Origin of the sequence: Nostoc sp. 'Peltigera membranacea cyanobiont' 210A (assembly GCF_002246015.1) — a bacterium.
Taxonomy (GTDB): Bacteria; Cyanobacteriota; Cyanobacteriia; order Cyanobacteriales; family Nostocaceae; genus Nostoc.
In genome coordinates, this window is the sequence record NZ_NOLJ01000018.1 from 33,687 (window position 1) to 51,890 (window position 18,204).

General features: G+C 40.7%; 13 protein-coding genes and 2 pseudogenes. 3 read left to right on the plus strand and 12 right to left on the minus strand.

Annotation, left to right across the window (positions count from 1 at the left end):
• Positions 1–89: 89 nt before the first annotated feature.
• From egtD to egtC, 3 genes and pseudogenes are all read right to left on the minus strand, one after another.
• A complete protein-coding gene (gene egtD, locus CDG76_RS34720; protein ID WP_094353363.1) occupies positions 90–1,124 on the minus strand; it encodes an L-histidine N(alpha)-methyltransferase in 1,035 nt (344 codons plus the stop codon).
• Between the two features lie 164 nt (positions 1,125–1,288).
• A complete protein-coding gene (locus CDG76_RS34725) occupies positions 1,289–1,468 on the minus strand; it encodes a hypothetical protein (protein WP_094353364.1) in 180 nt (59 codons plus the stop codon).
• Position 1,469: 1 nt separating this feature from the next.
• Positions 1,470–2,258 (minus strand): annotated as a pseudogene (gene egtC / locus CDG76_RS34730) (ergothioneine biosynthesis protein EgtC).
• A 5-nt stretch (positions 2,259–2,263) separates the two neighbouring features.
• Here egtC and CDG76_RS34735 point away from each other — a divergent pair.
• Complete coding sequence (locus CDG76_RS34735) at positions 2,264–3,025, plus strand: nucleotidyltransferase domain-containing protein (RefSeq protein ID WP_094353365.1); 762 nt, start codon at positions 2,264–2,266, stop codon at positions 3,023–3,025.
• 82 nt (positions 3,026–3,107) lie between these two features.
• Here CDG76_RS34735 and CDG76_RS34740 read toward each other — a convergent pair whose 3' ends face one another.
• The 5 genes from CDG76_RS34740 to CDG76_RS34760 form a co-directional block, all read right to left on the minus strand.
• Positions 3,108–4,967: a sensor histidine kinase gene (locus CDG76_RS34740; RefSeq protein WP_094353366.1), complete on the minus strand. Its 1,860-nt coding sequence runs from the start codon at positions 4,965–4,967 to the stop codon at positions 3,108–3,110.
• 15 nt (positions 4,968–4,982) lie between these two features.
• Positions 4,983–5,867, minus strand: coding sequence for a phosphate/phosphite/phosphonate ABC transporter substrate-binding protein (gene phnD, locus CDG76_RS34745; RefSeq protein WP_094353367.1), 885 nt, complete (start codon positions 5,865–5,867; stop codon positions 4,983–4,985).
• A 459-nt stretch (positions 5,868–6,326) separates the two neighbouring features.
• Complete coding sequence (locus CDG76_RS34750) at positions 6,327–6,707, minus strand: DUF423 domain-containing protein (protein WP_094353368.1); 381 nt, start codon at positions 6,705–6,707, stop codon at positions 6,327–6,329.
• Between the two features lie 78 nt (positions 6,708–6,785).
• Positions 6,786–7,265: a hypothetical protein gene (locus CDG76_RS34755; RefSeq protein ID WP_094353369.1), complete on the minus strand. Its 480-nt coding sequence runs from the start codon at positions 7,263–7,265 to the stop codon at positions 6,786–6,788.
• 191 nt (positions 7,266–7,456) lie between these two features.
• A complete protein-coding gene (locus CDG76_RS34760) occupies positions 7,457–7,888 on the minus strand; it encodes a GFA family protein (protein WP_094353370.1) in 432 nt (143 codons plus the stop codon).
• Between the two features lie 132 nt (positions 7,889–8,020).
• Between CDG76_RS34760 and CDG76_RS34765 the strand changes: the two are divergent.
• Positions 8,021–9,360 (plus strand): annotated as a pseudogene (locus CDG76_RS34765) (transposase).
• Positions 9,361–9,592: 232 nt separating this feature from the next.
• Here the strand turns inward: CDG76_RS34765 and CDG76_RS34770 are convergent.
• The 4 genes from CDG76_RS34770 to CDG76_RS34785 form a co-directional block, all read right to left on the minus strand.
• Positions 9,593–9,961: a hypothetical protein gene (locus CDG76_RS34770; RefSeq protein WP_094353371.1), complete on the minus strand. Its 369-nt coding sequence runs from the start codon at positions 9,959–9,961 to the stop codon at positions 9,593–9,595.
• A 265-nt stretch (positions 9,962–10,226) separates the two neighbouring features.
• Positions 10,227–10,664: a DUF6918 family protein gene (locus tag CDG76_RS34775; RefSeq protein WP_094353372.1), complete on the minus strand. Its 438-nt coding sequence runs from the start codon at positions 10,662–10,664 to the stop codon at positions 10,227–10,229.
• A 523-nt stretch (positions 10,665–11,187) separates the two neighbouring features.
• Positions 11,188–14,502 (minus strand): efflux RND transporter permease subunit, encoded by a 3,315-nt coding sequence (locus tag CDG76_RS34780; protein ID WP_094353373.1) that lies wholly within the window; start codon positions 14,500–14,502, stop codon positions 11,188–11,190.
• 277 nt (positions 14,503–14,779) lie between these two features.
• Positions 14,780–16,447: a mechanosensitive ion channel family protein gene (locus tag CDG76_RS34785; protein ID WP_442946406.1), complete on the minus strand. Its 1,668-nt coding sequence runs from the start codon at positions 16,445–16,447 to the stop codon at positions 14,780–14,782.
• A gap of 391 nt (positions 16,448–16,838) precedes the next feature.
• Between CDG76_RS34785 and ahcY the strand changes: the two genes are divergently transcribed.
• Positions 16,839–18,116, plus strand: coding sequence for an adenosylhomocysteinase (gene ahcY, locus CDG76_RS34790; RefSeq protein ID WP_094353374.1), 1,278 nt, complete (start codon positions 16,839–16,841; stop codon positions 18,114–18,116).
• Positions 18,117–18,204: the final 88 nt, after the last annotated feature.

The window sequence follows — 18,204 nt, forward strand, 5'->3', positions numbered from 1 at the left end:
TAACGTTTGTAGACAAGGGCTGTTTTTGTTAGGTATATATTGGACTCAACTGAGAACCACTATATATATGAGGCGTACTCTGATTTGCTTTATGCTTGCAGCTGACAGAGCAGTAAACCAAACCATTGATTTGGATCTGTCCACACATGAAGAGGTAATAAACCTTGTGCGTTTAGTTGCTGTTTAATGGTATTAAGATCGAATTTGCGGGAAATTTCGGTGAGGATAGTCTCACCTAGTGCAAAATTAACCTTAAGATTAAGAGCGCGTAATTCTACAATTTGCGATCGCAAGCTGCGTAAATGCATTTCTATTTGATGCTCGCTTTCATTGTAAAATGCCCGGTGTTCAAACTGGGTGGTGTCAAAGTTACCCTCAAATCGCTGATTTAAATGTTCCAGCATATTGAGGTTAAATGCAGCTGTCACTCCCTGGCTGTCGTTATAAGCTGGTTCCAAAATCTGTTTTGGCTTTCGTAAATCTATCCCCAATAAAAAATACTCACCTACTTGTAGAGCATTGGTAATTTGAGAGAAGAACACATCACACTCATCAGGGGTAAGATTACCTAAGCTGCTACCAATAAAACAAATCATCCGACTGGGTAATTGCGTCGGTAGGAGTTTTGCAAGGGCTAATTCATAGGTTCCCGCTAGTGCATAAACTTGGAGTAAGGGATAATCTTCTAATAACTGCTTGGCACTACTTTCCAACATACCTGCACATACATCAATTGGCAGGTAGTGCAGAGGATAGCCTAGTTGCTGGTAGGCATCTAGTAAAATGCGGGTTTTACTAGAACTACCACTGCCAAGTTCTACCAATTCACAAACGCCAGTTATCTTAGCAATTTCACCAGCATACTGCTGTAAAATCGTTGTTTCTGTACGTGTAAGATAATATTCTGGTAAATCACAGATTTGCTCAAACAGATCGGAACCACGGTCATCATAAAAGTAACAAGGGGGTAGAGATTTAGGTGTGTGAGTTAATCCCTTCACTACATCACTCCCAGCACTAGGTGCAACTATTTGAGTTGCTCCTATCAAACGCTCTATCTGCAAGCGTTTTTCAACACTCCTTTGAGAAGTAACCTTGCTATTAACAGTTTTAGATATCGACATGAAACCTCCGTTTACTTGGCGTAATAGGTTACTTTGATAGCAGACCTCTACCCCAATCAGTGAAACACATAGCCATAGTTAATAAAATCATGCTTGAGCAATATAGCTCAAGCTTTAAAGCTATTTTTCAGCATTTTCCCATTAAAATAGTAGCAAGTAAGTGCCTAAGTGCTATGTTCTAGCAGCGATAAAGATTCGATATAGGCAATATGCCCCAAGTAACAGCCAACAGCAGATCGAGTCAGAATGAGATTGACTAGAGAATGTGGCTTCGTCATATCCTGGAATAGTGCAAAAGTTTTCCAGCGACATTTATCGAAGGCTTGAGAAATAGCCTCTTTCACACTAGATTTGCTCAATTTGGATCTCACAGTCTGCTCCCACAGTAATGATGCTATTTTCTGGGCAAGCAATCCAATTACCTAGAAATAGAGGTTCAGACGCAATAATTACGGACTGTGGGAAAGTCGGATCGTCTCGTATCCAGTAAAGAGATGGAGGCGGTGAAGTGGTAGCAAAACGAGAAGCTATTAAACGATGCCCGTCACTAAAGATTACATTAAGCGAGGCTTCTACTTGATAGCGTTTTGCCATCTCTAAAAGCGTTAATAATGTGGTGCGTAAGGCATACTCTGGAGGTCGATGTTTGTTAATTTGACTTTGCGAAAGTAACAATGCAAAAATGTGTTCTGAGTCAGTACTGCCATTAATTTTTTCGTAAAATTATTGGGTTAAAGTGCTGCGAATTTTTCTGTGTAATGTTTTGCGGAAATTTTCGATTCGTCCATTGTGAATAAATAGCTGTTGTTGATGGTTAAAAGGCTGACAGTTAGCAAAATCTACCGCTTGTCCTGGTGTAGCACTGCGGATATAAGCAAGTACACACTTTGATTCGACGTAACGGCTGAGACTGGGTAGATTTATATCATTCCAAATAGGTAGGGTATTTTTGTAGATAAAAGGGTCAGTATCTTTTTGATTATGATACCAACCCACACCAAAGCCATCTGCATTTACCACTCCAGAAATCATTTCACGGGGTTGATAACTCTGGACGATGAGTGAGTGTTCTGGTTTATACAGAAGATGTTCTAAAGAAATAGGCGAACCGAGGTAAGCAAGTAAACGGCACATACATTATGAATATCCCAACTTCTATTAACACAATTATTGAGCAACAGCCTTACCCGTTTTTATTCACCATCATCAGTGGTTCCCACTTATATGGCTTTCCCTCAGCCGATTCTGATTATGACTTGCGTGGTGTGCATATTTTACCAGTTCAAGAAGTAGTGGGATTACAGACTAGAAATGAAACTATTGAAGTTTCAGAAGTTCGCGAATCTTTAGAGATTGATTTAGTAACTCATGATGTAAAAAAATTCTTTTTGATGCTACTTAAAAAGAATGGTTATGTATTAGAACAATTGTATTCTCCTTTAATATTAATAACCTCACCTGAACATGAGGAATTGAAAAATATTGCTAAAAATTGTATTACCCGTCACCATAGCTACCATTATATTGGTTTTGCCGCAACACAATGGAAACTTTTTGAGAAAGAAAATATGCATCGAATTAAGCCATTACTTTATGTTTACCGAGTTTTATTAACTGGGATTTATCTGATGAAAACAGGAGTAGTTGAGTCTAATTTAATTAAGCTAAATGAGGTTTTTGATTTACCATATATTTCTGATTTGATCGCCCAAAAATTAGCAGGCACAGAAAAGTCTCTTTTGTCAGATATTAATGTAGCTTTTCATCAAAGAGAATATGAACGTCTGCGTAATAAGTTACAGGAGGCATATCAATCTAGTCCATTACCTGAAACACCTTCAGCTAATGCAGATTTGGATAATTTGTTAATACGCCTGAGAGCAAGTAGCTATAAATTATAAGCTTTTAACTCCTCAATACTAGCTTTTTTAAAAAAGATAAATTTAGTAATTTTAAATTCTGCGTTACCTATAGATAATGGTACTAGTTTATTTGTGTTTTAATAGGTAAAATGATTGCAAACTCCGTCCCTTGTTGAAATTCTGACATCACTTCTATTTTACCTTGGTGTTTATCAACTATCTGATAACAAATACTTAAACCTAAGCCAGTACCTTTACCCACTGGCTTAGTTGTGAAAAAAGGGTCAAACAGTTTCTTTTTAATCTCTGGTGGAATTCCAGGGCCGTTATCTCTGATCCCTACTTTGATAAAAATATCATCTATTTTTAATGTATCTATAATAATTTGTTTACTTTTACCTGAATGAGCTTTTTGCTCTAGCAGAGCATCTATCGCATTACTTAGAATATTCATAAACACCTGATTGAGTTGTGCTGGATAACACTCAAGCAAGGGTAAATCTCCATATTTTTTAATTACTTCAATTTCTTGTTGAAGTCTGTGATTCAGAATTAACAGTGTATTATCAATTCCTTCATGAATATCTACCTCTTTCATATCAGCTTCATCTAATCGGGAAAAGTTCCGCAAAGATAACACAATTTCCTGAATGCGTTGAGCACCCATTTTCATAGAAGAAAGCAGGCTTGGGAAATCTTTATGAATAAAGTTTAAATCAATCTCTTCAATATTGTCTTCTATTAAATAGATGGGATTTGGGTATTGTTGCTGATATAATTTCACTAGATTAAGCAAATCTTGAGTATAATCAGTGGCGCATTGAATATTCCCATAAATAAAGTTAACAGGATTATTAATTTCATGAGCTATACCTGCTACCATTTGCCCAAGAGAAGACATTTTTTCTGTTTGAATTAATTGCCCTTGAGCTTCTTTTAAATCTTGCAGGGTTTTTTGAAGTTTTTGGGTTCGTTCTTCTACGCGTTGCTCTAAACTTTGACGAGCTAGTTCTAATTCTTGGGTTCGTTCTTCTACGCGTTGCTCTAAACTTTGGTGAGCTAGCTTTAGTTCCTGGGTGTAATCTCCCACCCATTCCACCAGTTGATTCAGGGAAGTAGCTAATGTCCCTACCTCATCGTTGCTTGTAACATTAGCTCTGAGTTCAAAATTTGACTCTTCCGTGATTTTTCTGGCAACGTTAGTAACTATTTGTAGGGGACGTGCAATTAACTTACTGGTATATACTGCTAGTATAGCTGCGATCGTAGCTGATAGCAGCATACTTACAAGAATAACTTTAATTCGCAATTTTTGCGCACTATCAAAACTAGCTTTTGCTTGCTTCCTGTTAATTTCAGCATGTCCTATAATCCGAATTAACTCATCTGAAAGTTTTTCAAATTCAACAGAAATATTAACTTCTTTTTTGAAAAAAACTAGTAACTCTTCTTGTCCAGGTTTTATTTTTTTTGCTGAAAATTTATTTTGTTCAATCTGTTTCCAAAAATCTTTGACTATTTGAGTATATGCCTTTGTATTTTCTTTATAGTTATTCAATAATTTCAATAAATCTATATTATTTATTGTTGAATCATAAGCATAAGTATTTGAAAACGTTTCTATTTTTGATAATTGTTGATTAACTTGACTCATTTCATCAATAAATCTATTTTTTTCAAATTCTAACCAAATAGAATTTTCTAATACAGTTACTAATCTTTGTGGATGCAGTCGCACTCTAATTATTGAATTTTCTAAATCTTTTAATAGAGATTGTTGTTGATAAGATGAATCTAACTGCTGTTGAGCAAGTGTTTCATAGCGGTATGCAAGTAACAAACCACTTGTTGTACCGATAAAAGCAATACTAACTGCTAGAGTATAGCCATAACTAATCTTTTTAGCGATATTCCAGTTATCGCTTAAATTACTAAATAATAGAAAAATACTTTTAACAGGATGTTTCGTAGCAGCTATCATTTATTTATTAACTTCTTATAAGAAATTGCCTTGTCCGATTTTTTGATAAACTTCACGAATCATATTATAATCGGCATCATTTGCTAGAATAAATTTGCCTCCTTTATATTTTTGATTTGCTTTAGCAGTCAGCAAACTTTGAATTAGTTTATCTTGATGCTTAATCATGCGAGATTGCATATCTGCTATAAAGCTAGATGCCAACTGGTTACTAGCAACAAATACATCACCAGGAAGTAATGACCCTTTAAAAAGTACAGAAAAATCCTTCTCAAGTAAGCCCTCAGATTCCAGAATGTTTTTATATCTGTCAGATGCAGTCGCCCAAGCATCTACCTCACCTTTTTTTAAGGCTTGTACTCCTTTATCATCCAACATGACAATTTTGAAGTCAGTTTTTGGATCTAATCCAGCATCTATTAGTAGCTTGGTTGGAGCAAGATGTCCAGAGGTTGAGCCAATTTTTCGCATGGCAATTGTTTTGCCTTTCAATTGAGACAATAATTTAATTTTACTATCTGTACGAATTACAATAATGGAATGGTAGTTCGGGCGCTCAATGGCAATTATCGGAATAGCCTTTGCCCTAGCGTTTAAAATTAAGTATTCTGAAGGCCCTGCAAATACAATATCTACCTCTTTTGATAACAGTGCTGGTGCTGCTGCTGTGGGATTTTCTACAGGAAAAAGCTCAATTTTTATGCCTAATATTTCTTCTAATGTAGTGCGAAAAACTCCATAATCTCGTTGCAAATCTTCAATTCCAGTAACATCTGTAACTGCAAATTTGAGATTTTTTGGTGTAGTTATTGCAATCTGATCTGAGTTAGTAGAATTTACTCCTGTTGTGCAACCAGTCGCAAAAAGTAGCGAATACCAAACAAAGTTGCGCCGTTTCATAGGTCTGAATAATATTACAAATGTAAAATTTTTTAGCTGTTATTGAGAGATATACTTATGCAGTTTATTGCTTTTTTGCATTCATAGCTTCTGTAATATTACGGAAATAAGCTTGATGAATTTGGCAATTCTATTTGTTAGAAAATATAGGGTGCGTCCCACTTGAGAAAAATACCTGATGATTAGAAATAACGGTCTATTCATCTAAAATGTACTGTAAAAAAAACGCGAGTTCGACGAACCTCTCCCTGCTTGAACTTTAGTTCAAGTATGTCCCTGTGGGAGTCGGAGAAGGAGGGTTTTGCGTAGTAAAAGCTCTTAGAAGTCTTTTGATTGGGCTAATTAGGCGGACACTGTATGAGCCGTTGAATTCACGTTAAAAAAGAGGAAATTGAGCCTCCAACAAATGGAGTTAGGAGTGAAAAATTTTTCACTCCTAACTCCAAACTTCTAACTTTTTTACAACTTCAAATTCCAAGCGGCAAAAGCTAAAGCACCCCAACCAGCAATCAAGGCTGTGCCGCCAAGTGGTGCGATCGCTCCCAAGGATTTAATACCGGTTAAGCTAAGGGCGTACAAGCTACCTGAGAAAATAGCAATGCCAATGATAAATAGCCATCCACTGGCTACGAGTGTGGGTTGAGGCGACTCGGTACGACTAATTAGTATTGCTACTAGAAAAAGTGCAAGAGCATGATACATTTGGTAACGAGCGCCAGTCTCAAAAATTTCTAGCGATCGCTCACTAATCTTTTCCCGCAAGGCATGGGAAGCAAAAGCACCAGCAGCAACCGACAAACCGCCTAAAATGGCAGCTACGCTCAAAAAAATCTGCGTCATTAGACCTAGCCGTAAGTTGAAGATCGTCATTGGTCATTGGTCATTAGTAAATAACAAATGACGAAGGACTAATGACAATTAAACATCAAAATGATATGATACAGCCCCTTCTTCGTTCACCTTAAAGTTTGCATTGAATTCTTTAGCTTTTTCATCTAAATATTGTCTGGCGTGGGCTGCGGGTAGTTGTGACTGGATGGCAAAGCCTAAAACAGTTACACGCCCATTATTTTCTTGTAGCATCTCATAAAAAATCGATTGCAGGCGATCGCTAACTTGTTGATTAATCGCCTTTTTCTCCTGCCGACTTTGACGGTACAATCCCAATGCTAACCACGTGCCCAGTGTTAGGGTAGGGACACCAAAAATTAGACCACCAGCAGCAGCATTATTATCTTCATAAGTAGCATTCGGTGCATTAAACTCATACTCACCCGTGGGTATTATGATGGCTTTACGTGTAGTAAATTTTTCTAAGGACGCTGTTGCTGATAGAGTTACAAACATGAATCCGAGTGTCAGTAGCCAACCGGCAGCTAATTTTTCAGCAGTTTTCATAGTTTCACTTCAGATTTACACTTTGCTAGCGATTTTAACCTGACTTTCATAAAGGTTCCAATATATCAATCTACTACCAGCGACAGTTTTTTAGCTTTTACACAATATTTTTTCAGGACTTACGGAACTAGCACAATGCGATGCCTGCGGCGGGCTACGCCTACGCTAGTTGATAGTACATCAGCCAATCTTTACCGCTCTGATGGAGGTGCAAACTGTGCAAATACCTCTGCTCCTGTTAGGTTCTTGGTTTCATTGGCAAAACAGTAATATTTGGGCTTTTCATCAATGAACATCTGATGATCGAAAACAAGACCTTCACAGCTATCGAATAGTCCAACGGGCATGAAATACTGGTTACTTTGTTTCAATTTGTAAAAGAGATGGCTACCACACTGCTTACAGAATCCACGCTCTGCCCATTCTGAAGATTGATAAACTCCGATATTTTCTTCACCAGAGAAGCTAACATCACTTTCACACTTAACTACTAACAAAGGTCCTCCACCCCAGTTGCGACACATACTACAATGACATGCTCCCACCTGATTACTCATACGGGTTGTAGAAACGTTTACTACTCCACACAGGCAGCTACCTTTTGCAATGCTCACATTAGACATATTTTTTCTCCGCTCCCAAAAATGCGCTCCAATTTTCAATACCTTAGCCAAAATAAGAGCATGAAGAGGTAGGGCGCTTTGTAGTAGAGTTATTGTCTCTCACAACGACAACTCAAAAACTACAAGCCACCCATGCCAGACATCCTATCACTGTTACAATGCCTGCTACCGCAGATCAACGCGACGACGATGCGCCGAATGAACCAGATAATCCTGGCCATGTTAGCAATGAGCGGCCGAGTGACCATGTTGGGAATTTCTCGTTGGGCAGGCGTTGGCGGTAGTTATAGGACGATGTTGAGGTTCTTCCATACAGTAATACCTTGGGCAACGTTGTTTTGGTTGTTTTTTCGCAAGCATTTATTTCGTGCGAATGAGATATATTTGCTAGCAGGAGATGAAGTTGTAATAAGTAAATCAGGGAAACAAACTTATGGGCTGGATAGATTTTTTTCTAGCCTGATTAGTAAACCCATATCAGGGCTATCTTTTTTTACATTATCATTAGTCAGTGTTGAGCAAAGGCACTCCTTTCCGATTCGGATAGAACAGGTAATCAAGAGCGATGTAGAAAAAAGTAGCCTGTCACTAACCCCAGAAATAAACAAGAAAGAGAAAGGTAAGCGTGGACGACCAAAAGGGAGCAAGAACAAGAATAAAACAGAGGTTATTCTCACATCTGAATTACTAAGAATTAAGAAGATGATTAATGAGTTAGTCAAGTTAATAGCTAACTTTATTCCCCTGACGTACTTAGTCTTAGATGGTCATTTTGGGAACAATAATGCTTTGCAGATGGCACGTCTTGTTAACTTGCACATAATTTCCAAGTTGCGCCATGATTCTGCATTATACATACCTTACCAAAACCCTGATCCTAATCGTCGCTCCCGTCGTAAATACGCGCAGAAACTGGATTATTGTAATATACCTGACGCATATTTGTGTAAAAGTAGCATTGAGGAGGATATCAAAACTGATATTTATCAAACTACTTTACTCCACAAGGAATTTGCTCAAGCACTAAATATAGTTATTTTAGTCAAAACCAATCTTAAAACTAATGCTTGTAGTCATGTAATTCTATTTTCTAGTGACCTAAAGTTGTCATACGAAAAGATAATCGACTACTACAAACTCCGTTTCCAAATCGAGTTCAATTTTCGTGATGCCAAGCAGTTCTGGGGGCTGGAAGATTTTATGAACTTAAGCCAAACGGCTGTGACTAATGCTGCTAATCTAGCATTCTTCATGGTCAATTTATCCCACCATCTTCTCGCTGATTTTCGTCAGCACAATCCTGGCTCCGGCATTATTGACCTGGGGGCGTTTATCGTGGCTTTCGATATGTCCATGAAATTTTAAAAATGCTTCCAGAAACCCCTGAGCCTATTTTATTAAATCAGATTTTTGCCAAGCTTACTTCTTTGGGACGTATTCATGCCGTTTCTACAGGCTTTAAAGCCTCGTAAATTGGCAACGGTATTGATTTTACATTCTTTTTTGTTTCATACTGGAAGTATCTGCACTATTCAGTCCAGAGTCTGATACAACTAATGTAGTCGCTTCTTGACACTGATTAAAATTAACATTGATGTTACATCTCCAATTTAAAATATGGAGTTTTGCGTTTATCGCGTAGAGTCTAACTCGATGGATGGGCTGAGGTACGAAGCCCATCTACCGTGCTTGAGTACAAACGTCTTATTTCAGTTTGCAGCTTGCAGTAAGTTCTAGATTGTAGAAAGTCCCTGGTTTGGGATTAATTGAACGCAACTGCTGGATAAAAGCATTAAATGTTGTATTGCTTATGCCGAAGCTAGCTTCAGCACAAGCAGATAAACCTCCTTCGATGGGAATAGATCCGGTTCTGGGACTATATACAATGAATTTATCGACGGTGCTAGTGCCGACTGCAAACCCGATAACCTGGCGAACTGTTCGCAAAGCGGCATTATCTAAAGGACCACCAATACTGCCAATACTGATATTAACCGCACGACTTTCAGCAAAGGCTGGCGCACTAATTGACAATACTGTCCCGACAATCATCAAACAGGTGAACTTCTTCATTTTCCTCTCCTCCAAAAAATTGAAAAACTAATAATTAGGTTTCGACATGGATGAAGTACATCAGAGACTTTACCATGTAAGGTTTTCAGACACTAGGGTATGTGTAAACTACAAAATCTATGATTCTGAACTTTTGGGGATTACTTCAGCATTAGGTCTTTCATTTTCTGAAAAATGTTAATTTCTTAAAAATTCTTTATAAATTTGTATCTGCGCTTCCCACCTTTCTAGAAGACGCGATTAATCGCGTCTCTACTCGTTTGGCTCAGACCTTAGTGTAATTATTGATTACTTTAGCTAAATCTGGTACTGCTTCTTCTACGTGCTTTTTGGCTGAACCGCGAAGTTTTTCATAGGTTCCTCGCACGATTTGGCGGTTTGAGTTCTTGACTCTCGCATCAGTAACACTTAGTAGTGCATCTGCTGTATTAGAGCGATTCGCACTCAGATATTCAACTGGGTCGCCTTTCTCTACGCCTTGACTCCAGATGGGATCGAGAGCTGTAAAGCATTGCGGTAATATCTGCTCAACGACATAGGGAATATACCCTGGCTTAACCCCCTTCAAAGCAGCAAAGGCAGTTTTCAAAGCGATGCCGCTCATGCCTGACTTGGATGCAAGCTGTCCTTCAATCATGTTGCAACAATCATCTATGACCATAGCCTTTTTGGTCGGGTTCAAAAGTCCGTCGCTAAGTCCCATTTCACTTTTCCTTATCTAAGTACTTAATTTTATTCGACTAATTTTTTTAGCAAGCAGGAAATTACAGAAAATGGTATCAGAGTTAGAGGATGTTGTGGATAAGCTGATACGCTTTTAACTTGCATAGTTGAGAAGAGGCACGGGGAAAAGACCTTTATACTACTGCCGTGAATCAGAGCGGAACATGGGTCTGAGTCCATCCACTTCTTAATAAGTGGTTCTCGTACTTTACGGGAAGCTAGCGCAACTGGTGGGGTTAATCCCTTTTCTATTTGTTTTGTCCCCCCTGCTCCCTACTCTACGGTGTATACACAAGTATGAAATAGTTTACTCACCTGTTTTTTCGCGTCAGTTTTACCCCACCCTAGCCCTCCCCTTAGAAAGGGGAGGGAACTAGATTTCCGGTTTCCCCCCTTGGAAAGGGGGGATTAAGGGGGGTAATTTGACTTGTGTATACCCCCCTGCCCCCTGCCCCTTTTAAAAGGGTTACTCTGCACTTTGCTAGCAGACTTAAAGACAAAACTTAGGTTATCCCATCCTCTTGAGACCTAAGTTGCGTCTCTGGCTGACTTGAGCCAACAGGTAGAGCTTCATGTCTAGTTCCCGAAGCTCCATTTGGAGAATCTGGAGGATTTGAACCTCCTCGCTTCCCAGGTAATATAGCCTGAGCCAAGGTTTTAACCAAAATATAGAGAATTGGCACTAAGAACAAACTCAAGAACGTCGAAAGCATCAGCCCCCCAAACAGTGCTGTTCCTAAAGACCAACGGCTGCTGGCTCCAGCCCCTTGAGAAATCACCAAAGGCAAAAATCCTAACAACGCTGCAAAGGATGTCATTAAGATTGGTCGCAAGCGTTCTTGCCCCGCTTTCACCGCCGCCCTTGTGTAGCTCATGCCCTGCTCGTGCAGCTGATTGGCAAATTCCACAACTAGAATCGCGTTTTTCGCAGCTAGACCAATCAAAGTTACCAAACCTACCTGGCAATAGATATCATCCACCACTTTCGGGAAGAGGCTACCTGCCATGAAAATATTGGAACGTAGCCAAATCGCTGTCATTGCTCCCAAAACTGCTAGGGGAACTGTCAGCAAAATAATAATTGGGTCAATGTAGCTTTCATACTGAGCCGCCAGCACCAGAAAGACAATAACGATCGCTAAACCAAAAATCAAGCCTGTAGCTCCCCCCGATGTTTTCTCCTGGAGATAAGTCCCTGTCCACTCATAACCAAACCCTTGAGGTAAGTTTTCTGCTGCTAGTTGCTCCATCGCTTTAATCGCCTGTCCAGAGCTAGCACCGGGAGCCGGAGCGCCCTGTACTTTGATTGACCTGTACAAGTTGTAATGGGCGATGGTTTTCGGCCCCACGAAGGGAGTAATTTTCACCAAACTGCTCAACGGAATCATTGCCCCACTGGCAGAGCGAACATACAGCTTGCCAATATCATCTGGATTAGAACGGAACACCCCGTCTGCTTGGACATATACCCGATACTGTCGCTGTCCCTGCACGAAGTTATTCACATATTGCGATCCCAGGTAAGTTTGCAATGCACCAAAGATGTCGTTAATTTCGACATTGAGAGCTTTGGCTTGGTTGCGGTTTACCTGAATGTCAAATTGGGGAGTATCTGCGGTGAACTGAGTGAAGACTCCTTGGAGAGCAGGATTTTTACGTGCCGCCCCAATCACTTTTTGAGCAGCCTCAATTAAGGTTTCAATCGGCGCACTGCCGGTTTTGTCTTGAATGATAAACTCAAAACCACCCGTAGTACTTAATCCTCTCACTGGAGGGGCATTTACTGCGATCGCTCTGGCTTCTGTAATTGTAGAGAGCTTTTTGTTCAGTCTCTGAAGTATGCCATAAACAGATTGAGATTCTTCAGTTCTCTCTTTCCAGGGTTTCAGGTTAGCAAAGGCAATGCCTAAATTAGAAGCATTACCATCGAAACCAAAGCCACTGATCATAAAACTAGCTCTAACTTCGGGAGCCGATGTGACTTCTTTAACCACCTTGTCCATCACAGATTCGGTGTATTTCAAAGAAACCCCGTCAGGCCCTTGGACAATTACAAAGAAGTAACCCTGATCTTCCTCTGGAATAAATCCGGTAGGTACTGCTCTGTACATCAAAACTGTTGCTAATAAACCAGTGACAAAAACCCCAATTACAATCGGCTTGACATGGGTAAGGTAGCTAACAAACCTGACATATCGCCGTGTGAACCAGCTAAATCCCCGGTTAAACTGTGTAAAAAACCACCCCAAAGGGCCTCGTGGAGTCTGAGCAGGGCGCATGAGAATGGCTGCCATACTCGGAGAGAAGGTTAAGGCATTGAAGGTCGAGATGCCAATGGAGCAAGCAACGGTTAAGGCAAATTGTTTGTAAACAATCCCAGTAGTACCCGGAATGAATGCAACTGGAATAAATACCGCCATGAGTACAAGTGAAGTGGCAATGATTGCCCCAGTTAACTCCTTCATGGCTTCGACAGCGGCCTCAAAGGGCCTCATACCCTCCTCTAGTTTGACTGCAACTGCCTCGACCACAATAATGGCATCATCCACGACGATCCCGATCGCGAGAACGAAACCAAATAAGGTCAGTGTATTAATTTGAAATCCTAAAACCAACAGAGCCGCGCACGTCCCAATCAAGGAAACGGGGATCGCTACAGTCGGAATGATCGTGGTACGCCAGTCTTGTAAAAAGACAAAAATTACCAAGACCACTAGGATAATTGCCTCAACCAGAGTGTGCAGAACTTCTTCTAAAGAAATTTCTACAAACGGAGTGGTATCAAATGCTAACTGTGCTTTGAGTCCAGGTGGAAAATTTTTCTCTAATATTTTGATCTGTTCTTCAACAGCATGAGCAACCTTGAGGGCATTACTACCCGGAAGTTGATATATCCCCAAACCCACGGCTGCCTTGGGTGCATTTCCTGGGATGGTGAATTTGGCATCAGCCAGATAGTTCTCTGCTCCTAGTTCAACTCGACCGACATCTCTGACTTTAACTAGAATGCTACTAGTGGGGCTATTAGTAGTGCTATTAGTGCCAGCTGGACTTACCTTTAGCACCATATCCTCAAATTCAGCCGCATCTTTAAATCGACTGGTTGCCCGTAAAGCAAATTCAAAGCTTTGATTATCTGGTGCTGGTTCCTTACCAATCGCCCCTGCACCCACCTGAATATTTTGTTGTTGCAGGGCAGCTGTCACATCTTGGGGAGTTAGTTGATGTTGGGCAAGCTTGTTGGGATCGAGCCAGAGACGCATGGCATATTTGCGTTCCCCAAAAACCCTGGCGCTTCCTACACCAGGGAGCCGTTTGATCTGATCGAAAATATACAGATCGACATAATTACTGATAAAAATGTTGTCATACTCATTATTTTCTGAGTAAAACCCATAGACAAGCAGCAAACTGCTCGATGCTGTTTCAACAGTCACACCTGTTCGTTGGACAGTATCTGGCAATTGAGGTGAAGCCAGTGCTTCTTTATTCTGAACGTTTACTTGAGCAATATCGCTATTGACATTAGTTGGAAAGGAGACAGTTATATTGCTCGAACCATCATTACCCGTATTAGAAGATATATAAGATACATCTTTAACACCATTAATTTGTCGCTCAATAATGTTGGTGACAGTATTTTCTGTTGTTTGAGCATCCGCACCAATATTGTTGGAGCTAACAGTAATTTGCACTGGGGCAAGGTCTGGTAGCTGAGAAATGGGGAGAATCGGTATACAGATGCTTCCCAGCAGCAAGATGATGAACGTGCAGACCGTCGTCAGCACTGGCCGTCTGATGAAGGTATTGACAAACATAAATCAAGGAATAAAGGAAAAGTTTCAGACTGGTTAGGAACGTAGTAGCTTTTTATTAATATAAGGATTTATTAAGGCTTAATGTTAGATATTTTCATTTTCCTATACTCCGTATGCGAATGCATACATTTATGCTGATGACTCAATGTATCATTAGAGGCAGAGTCGGCAAAGCTTATAATTAACCGTTCCCATGCAAAACATGGGAACGAGTCAAGTCTTATCAAGCTAGGTTTTTAGAACTTGTGTGTAACACGGTAGCTTGTTGAGAAGGCTTCTAATTATCTTTGCCATTACTCGAAAAATTTAACAATTGATCGTCATTGACCCAAATTGCTTGTTGAGGTACAGAGATGGAAATTCCAGCTTCGTCTAGGGCAACTTTTAGGCGGCGGCGAAGTTCGCGTGCGACATCCCATTGTTTGAGGGGCTGTGTTTTAATCCAGACACGAATAATCAAACCGCGATCGCCAAATTGATCTATTCCCAAAACTTGCGGTGGTTCCAAAATTTGACGCTGCCATTGCATTTCTTGATTCATCTTATCGGCAATAGTTGCAATCAAGTTCAAAGCCTCTTCTGTATCGGCTTGGTAAGCGATGGGAATTGTTAAATCGGCTCGCGACCAACGGCTAGAAAGATTGGCAACAACTTTAATTTCACCATTGGGAATTGTGATCAAGCGTCCTTCAGAATCCCGCACTTGGGTCATCCGCAGATTCAGATTTTCTACTAAGCCTCCCACATCTCCCACAGTAATCACATCGCCTAAAGCATACTGGTCTTCTAAAATGATCAAAAAACCGTTAATCGCATCTTTAATTAAGTTTTGCGATGCCAAAGATAATGCAACACCAACTAAACTAGCACCCGCCAGTAAGGGAACGATATCTATCCCCAAGGATACCAGCGCTATCAAGAAACCTACTCCTACCCAGATAAAAGTAGTGATACTTTTAGTGACACCAGAAAATGTGGAAACTCGCAGTTGCAGCCGTGCAGAACTTTCTGGAGTGAGGAAAGCACCACTGCTAATCAGAGTGGAGGCGAAGCGGTCAATCAGGGCGTAGGTCAAACGAATTGCTACATAAGTTGCCAAGCATACGACACCTAATCGCACAGGAAATTGGGCTGCTATGAGAATTGCTACCTGAAAACCTCGTGTATAGGGAAATAGACCCAAAATAAAGAAGGTTCCACCTCCCCAAATTCCGGCTTGACTGAGCTGAAACAATCGTCTCTTGGCTTCTTGGAGATGTTGCTGTTGCCGTTGATTTAGTTGTGTTGTAATTGCTTGATCTGCTGGTTTTGGGTAGTTGAAGAGTTCCCTTTGGGGTTGGGAGGCAATGGATTTTTCTAAATCCTTTTGGGTACGCCGTTGCCAGCTATATACTCCCCAACTCATGACAATCATTGCCAGTCCGATGCCCGCAGCAATTTTACCTTGGTCGATTAAATATTGAATTTGCCTTTCTTGCTTGGCTTGTTGCAAGTCTTCTTGTAATGATTCGGCGACTTGATTTGCTGATGTCGATACATCTACCTGTCGCAGTCTGGCATCTTCAGAAGTAACGGTCATCAGATATTGACCGTTGACATAAATTACTGGTAATTCGTTTACTTTGCGAACTTCTACCTTGACTGCTGTTTTTGCTGGTGATTGAAAGTAATTTTGACCAATTTTCTCCAACTTTTTTTGAATATCTTCTGAACGCTCAGGAAAGTTGGTTCTTGTTGCCGCTATTTGAAATAACCGACGACCATTTAAATAAATCCAGCCCGAAACAACTCTGTTATCTGAATCATTACTAATACTGCTGGGAGCTTGCAATTGCGGTACAAAAGGAATCTGGGCTGTGGCTTTTGGCACAGATACAACGCCTATGGCCATTGAACTGGCGATGCCTACGGCGGGCAAAGCCAACGCCAAAAATTGAAAACGCACTCAAACACCTCCTTGAATTAAATCTACTGGTGACTACTTCTATCGCTATCCTCCGCAATAACTTTGGGTAGATGTACCTATCTAAAGTTGAGGTTTTCCCTTTAGACAATGAAATTTTGATGTTTTTTTGTTTGTCTTCTATCTTTTGACAGATGACAAGATACTGAAAATCAGCAGGTAAGGCTGATTAGAATATTACTCTTACCAAAGATAAAACAAAAAGGAAGAAGCTGGGGAGGAAGTTGACATTAGGGTAATCAAACGTCAAGCTAGTTTTGAGGACTCTTGACTAGTGATTTGCAATATTCAAGCAAAAATCGCCAGTAGTAGAATAACCTAGTAGAGTGCGTAAAATTTACGTAGCTTTTTTTATTTTTTGAGGTAACTTTTGATGACCGCAACTTCTCCCCGATTAAAGCACGAGGTTAAAGACCTCGGCCTAGCTGCCTTGGGAAGACAGCGCATTGAATGGGCTGGACGCGAAATGCCAGTTTTGAAGCAAATCCGCGATCGCTTTGCTATCGAAAAGCCCTTCGCTGGTTTACGCCTTGTAGCTTGTGCCCACATTACAACAGAAACAGCACATTTGGCGATCGCTCTGAAAGCCGGTGGTGCAGATGCGCTTCTAATTGCTAGCAATCCCTTATCAACGCAAGATGACGTAGCAGCTAGCCTCGTCTTGGATCATGAAATTCCCGTCTTTGCTCAAAAAGGCGAAGATAACGAAACTTATAACCGCCACGTTCAAATAGCTTTAGATCATCGCCCCAACATTATTGTTGATGACGGTAGCGATGTAGTTGCGGCTTTAATCCAACACCGCCAACACCAAATCGCTGATTTGATTGGTAGCACCGAAGAAACCACCACTGGTATTGTGCGCCTACGCGCCATGTTTAGAGAAGGCGTTCTCACCTTCCCCGCCGTCAACGTCAACGACGCTGACACCAAGCACTTCTTTGATAATCGCTATGGTACTGGGCAATCAACCCTAGATGGCATTATCCGCGCCACAAATATTTTGTTGGCTGGTAAAAACATTGTCGTCGTCGGTTATGGCTGGTGTGGTAAAGGTACAGCCCTCCGCGCCCGTGGGATGGGTGCTAACGTCATCGTCACCGAAATCGACCCCATCAAGGCAATTGAAGCCGTAATGGATGGCTTCCGCGTTCTGCCAATGGCTGAAGCTGCACACCAAGGTGATATTTTTATCACTGTGACAGGTAACAAGCACGTCGTTCGCGGCGAACACTTCGATGTCATGAAAGACGGTGCGATCGTTTGTAACTCCGGTCACTTTGACTTGGAACTTGATTTGAAATACTTGGCTGCACAAGCTAAGGAAATCAAAGAAGTTCGTCCTTTCACCGAAGAGTATAAGTTGAAAAATGGTAAATCAGTTGTCGTTCTCGGACAAGGACGCTTGATTAACCTAGCTGCGGCTGAAGGACACCCCAGCGCGGTAATGGATATGAGTTTTGCAAACCAAGCTTTGGCTTGTGAATTCCTGGTGAAGAATAAAGGTAAGTTGGAACCTGGTTTGCACTCAATTCCTGTTGAAGTCGATCAAGAAATTGCTCGTTTGAAGTTGCAAGCTATTGGTATTACGATTGATAGTTTGACAGCAGATCAAATTGAGTACATCAATTCTTGGACAAGTGGAACTTGATACATTGATTAATTGATTTTTCGGGGGATAGGCGTTTTGCTTATCCCTTTTTTTGTTTCTCACGCAGAGACGCAGAGGCGCAGAGAGA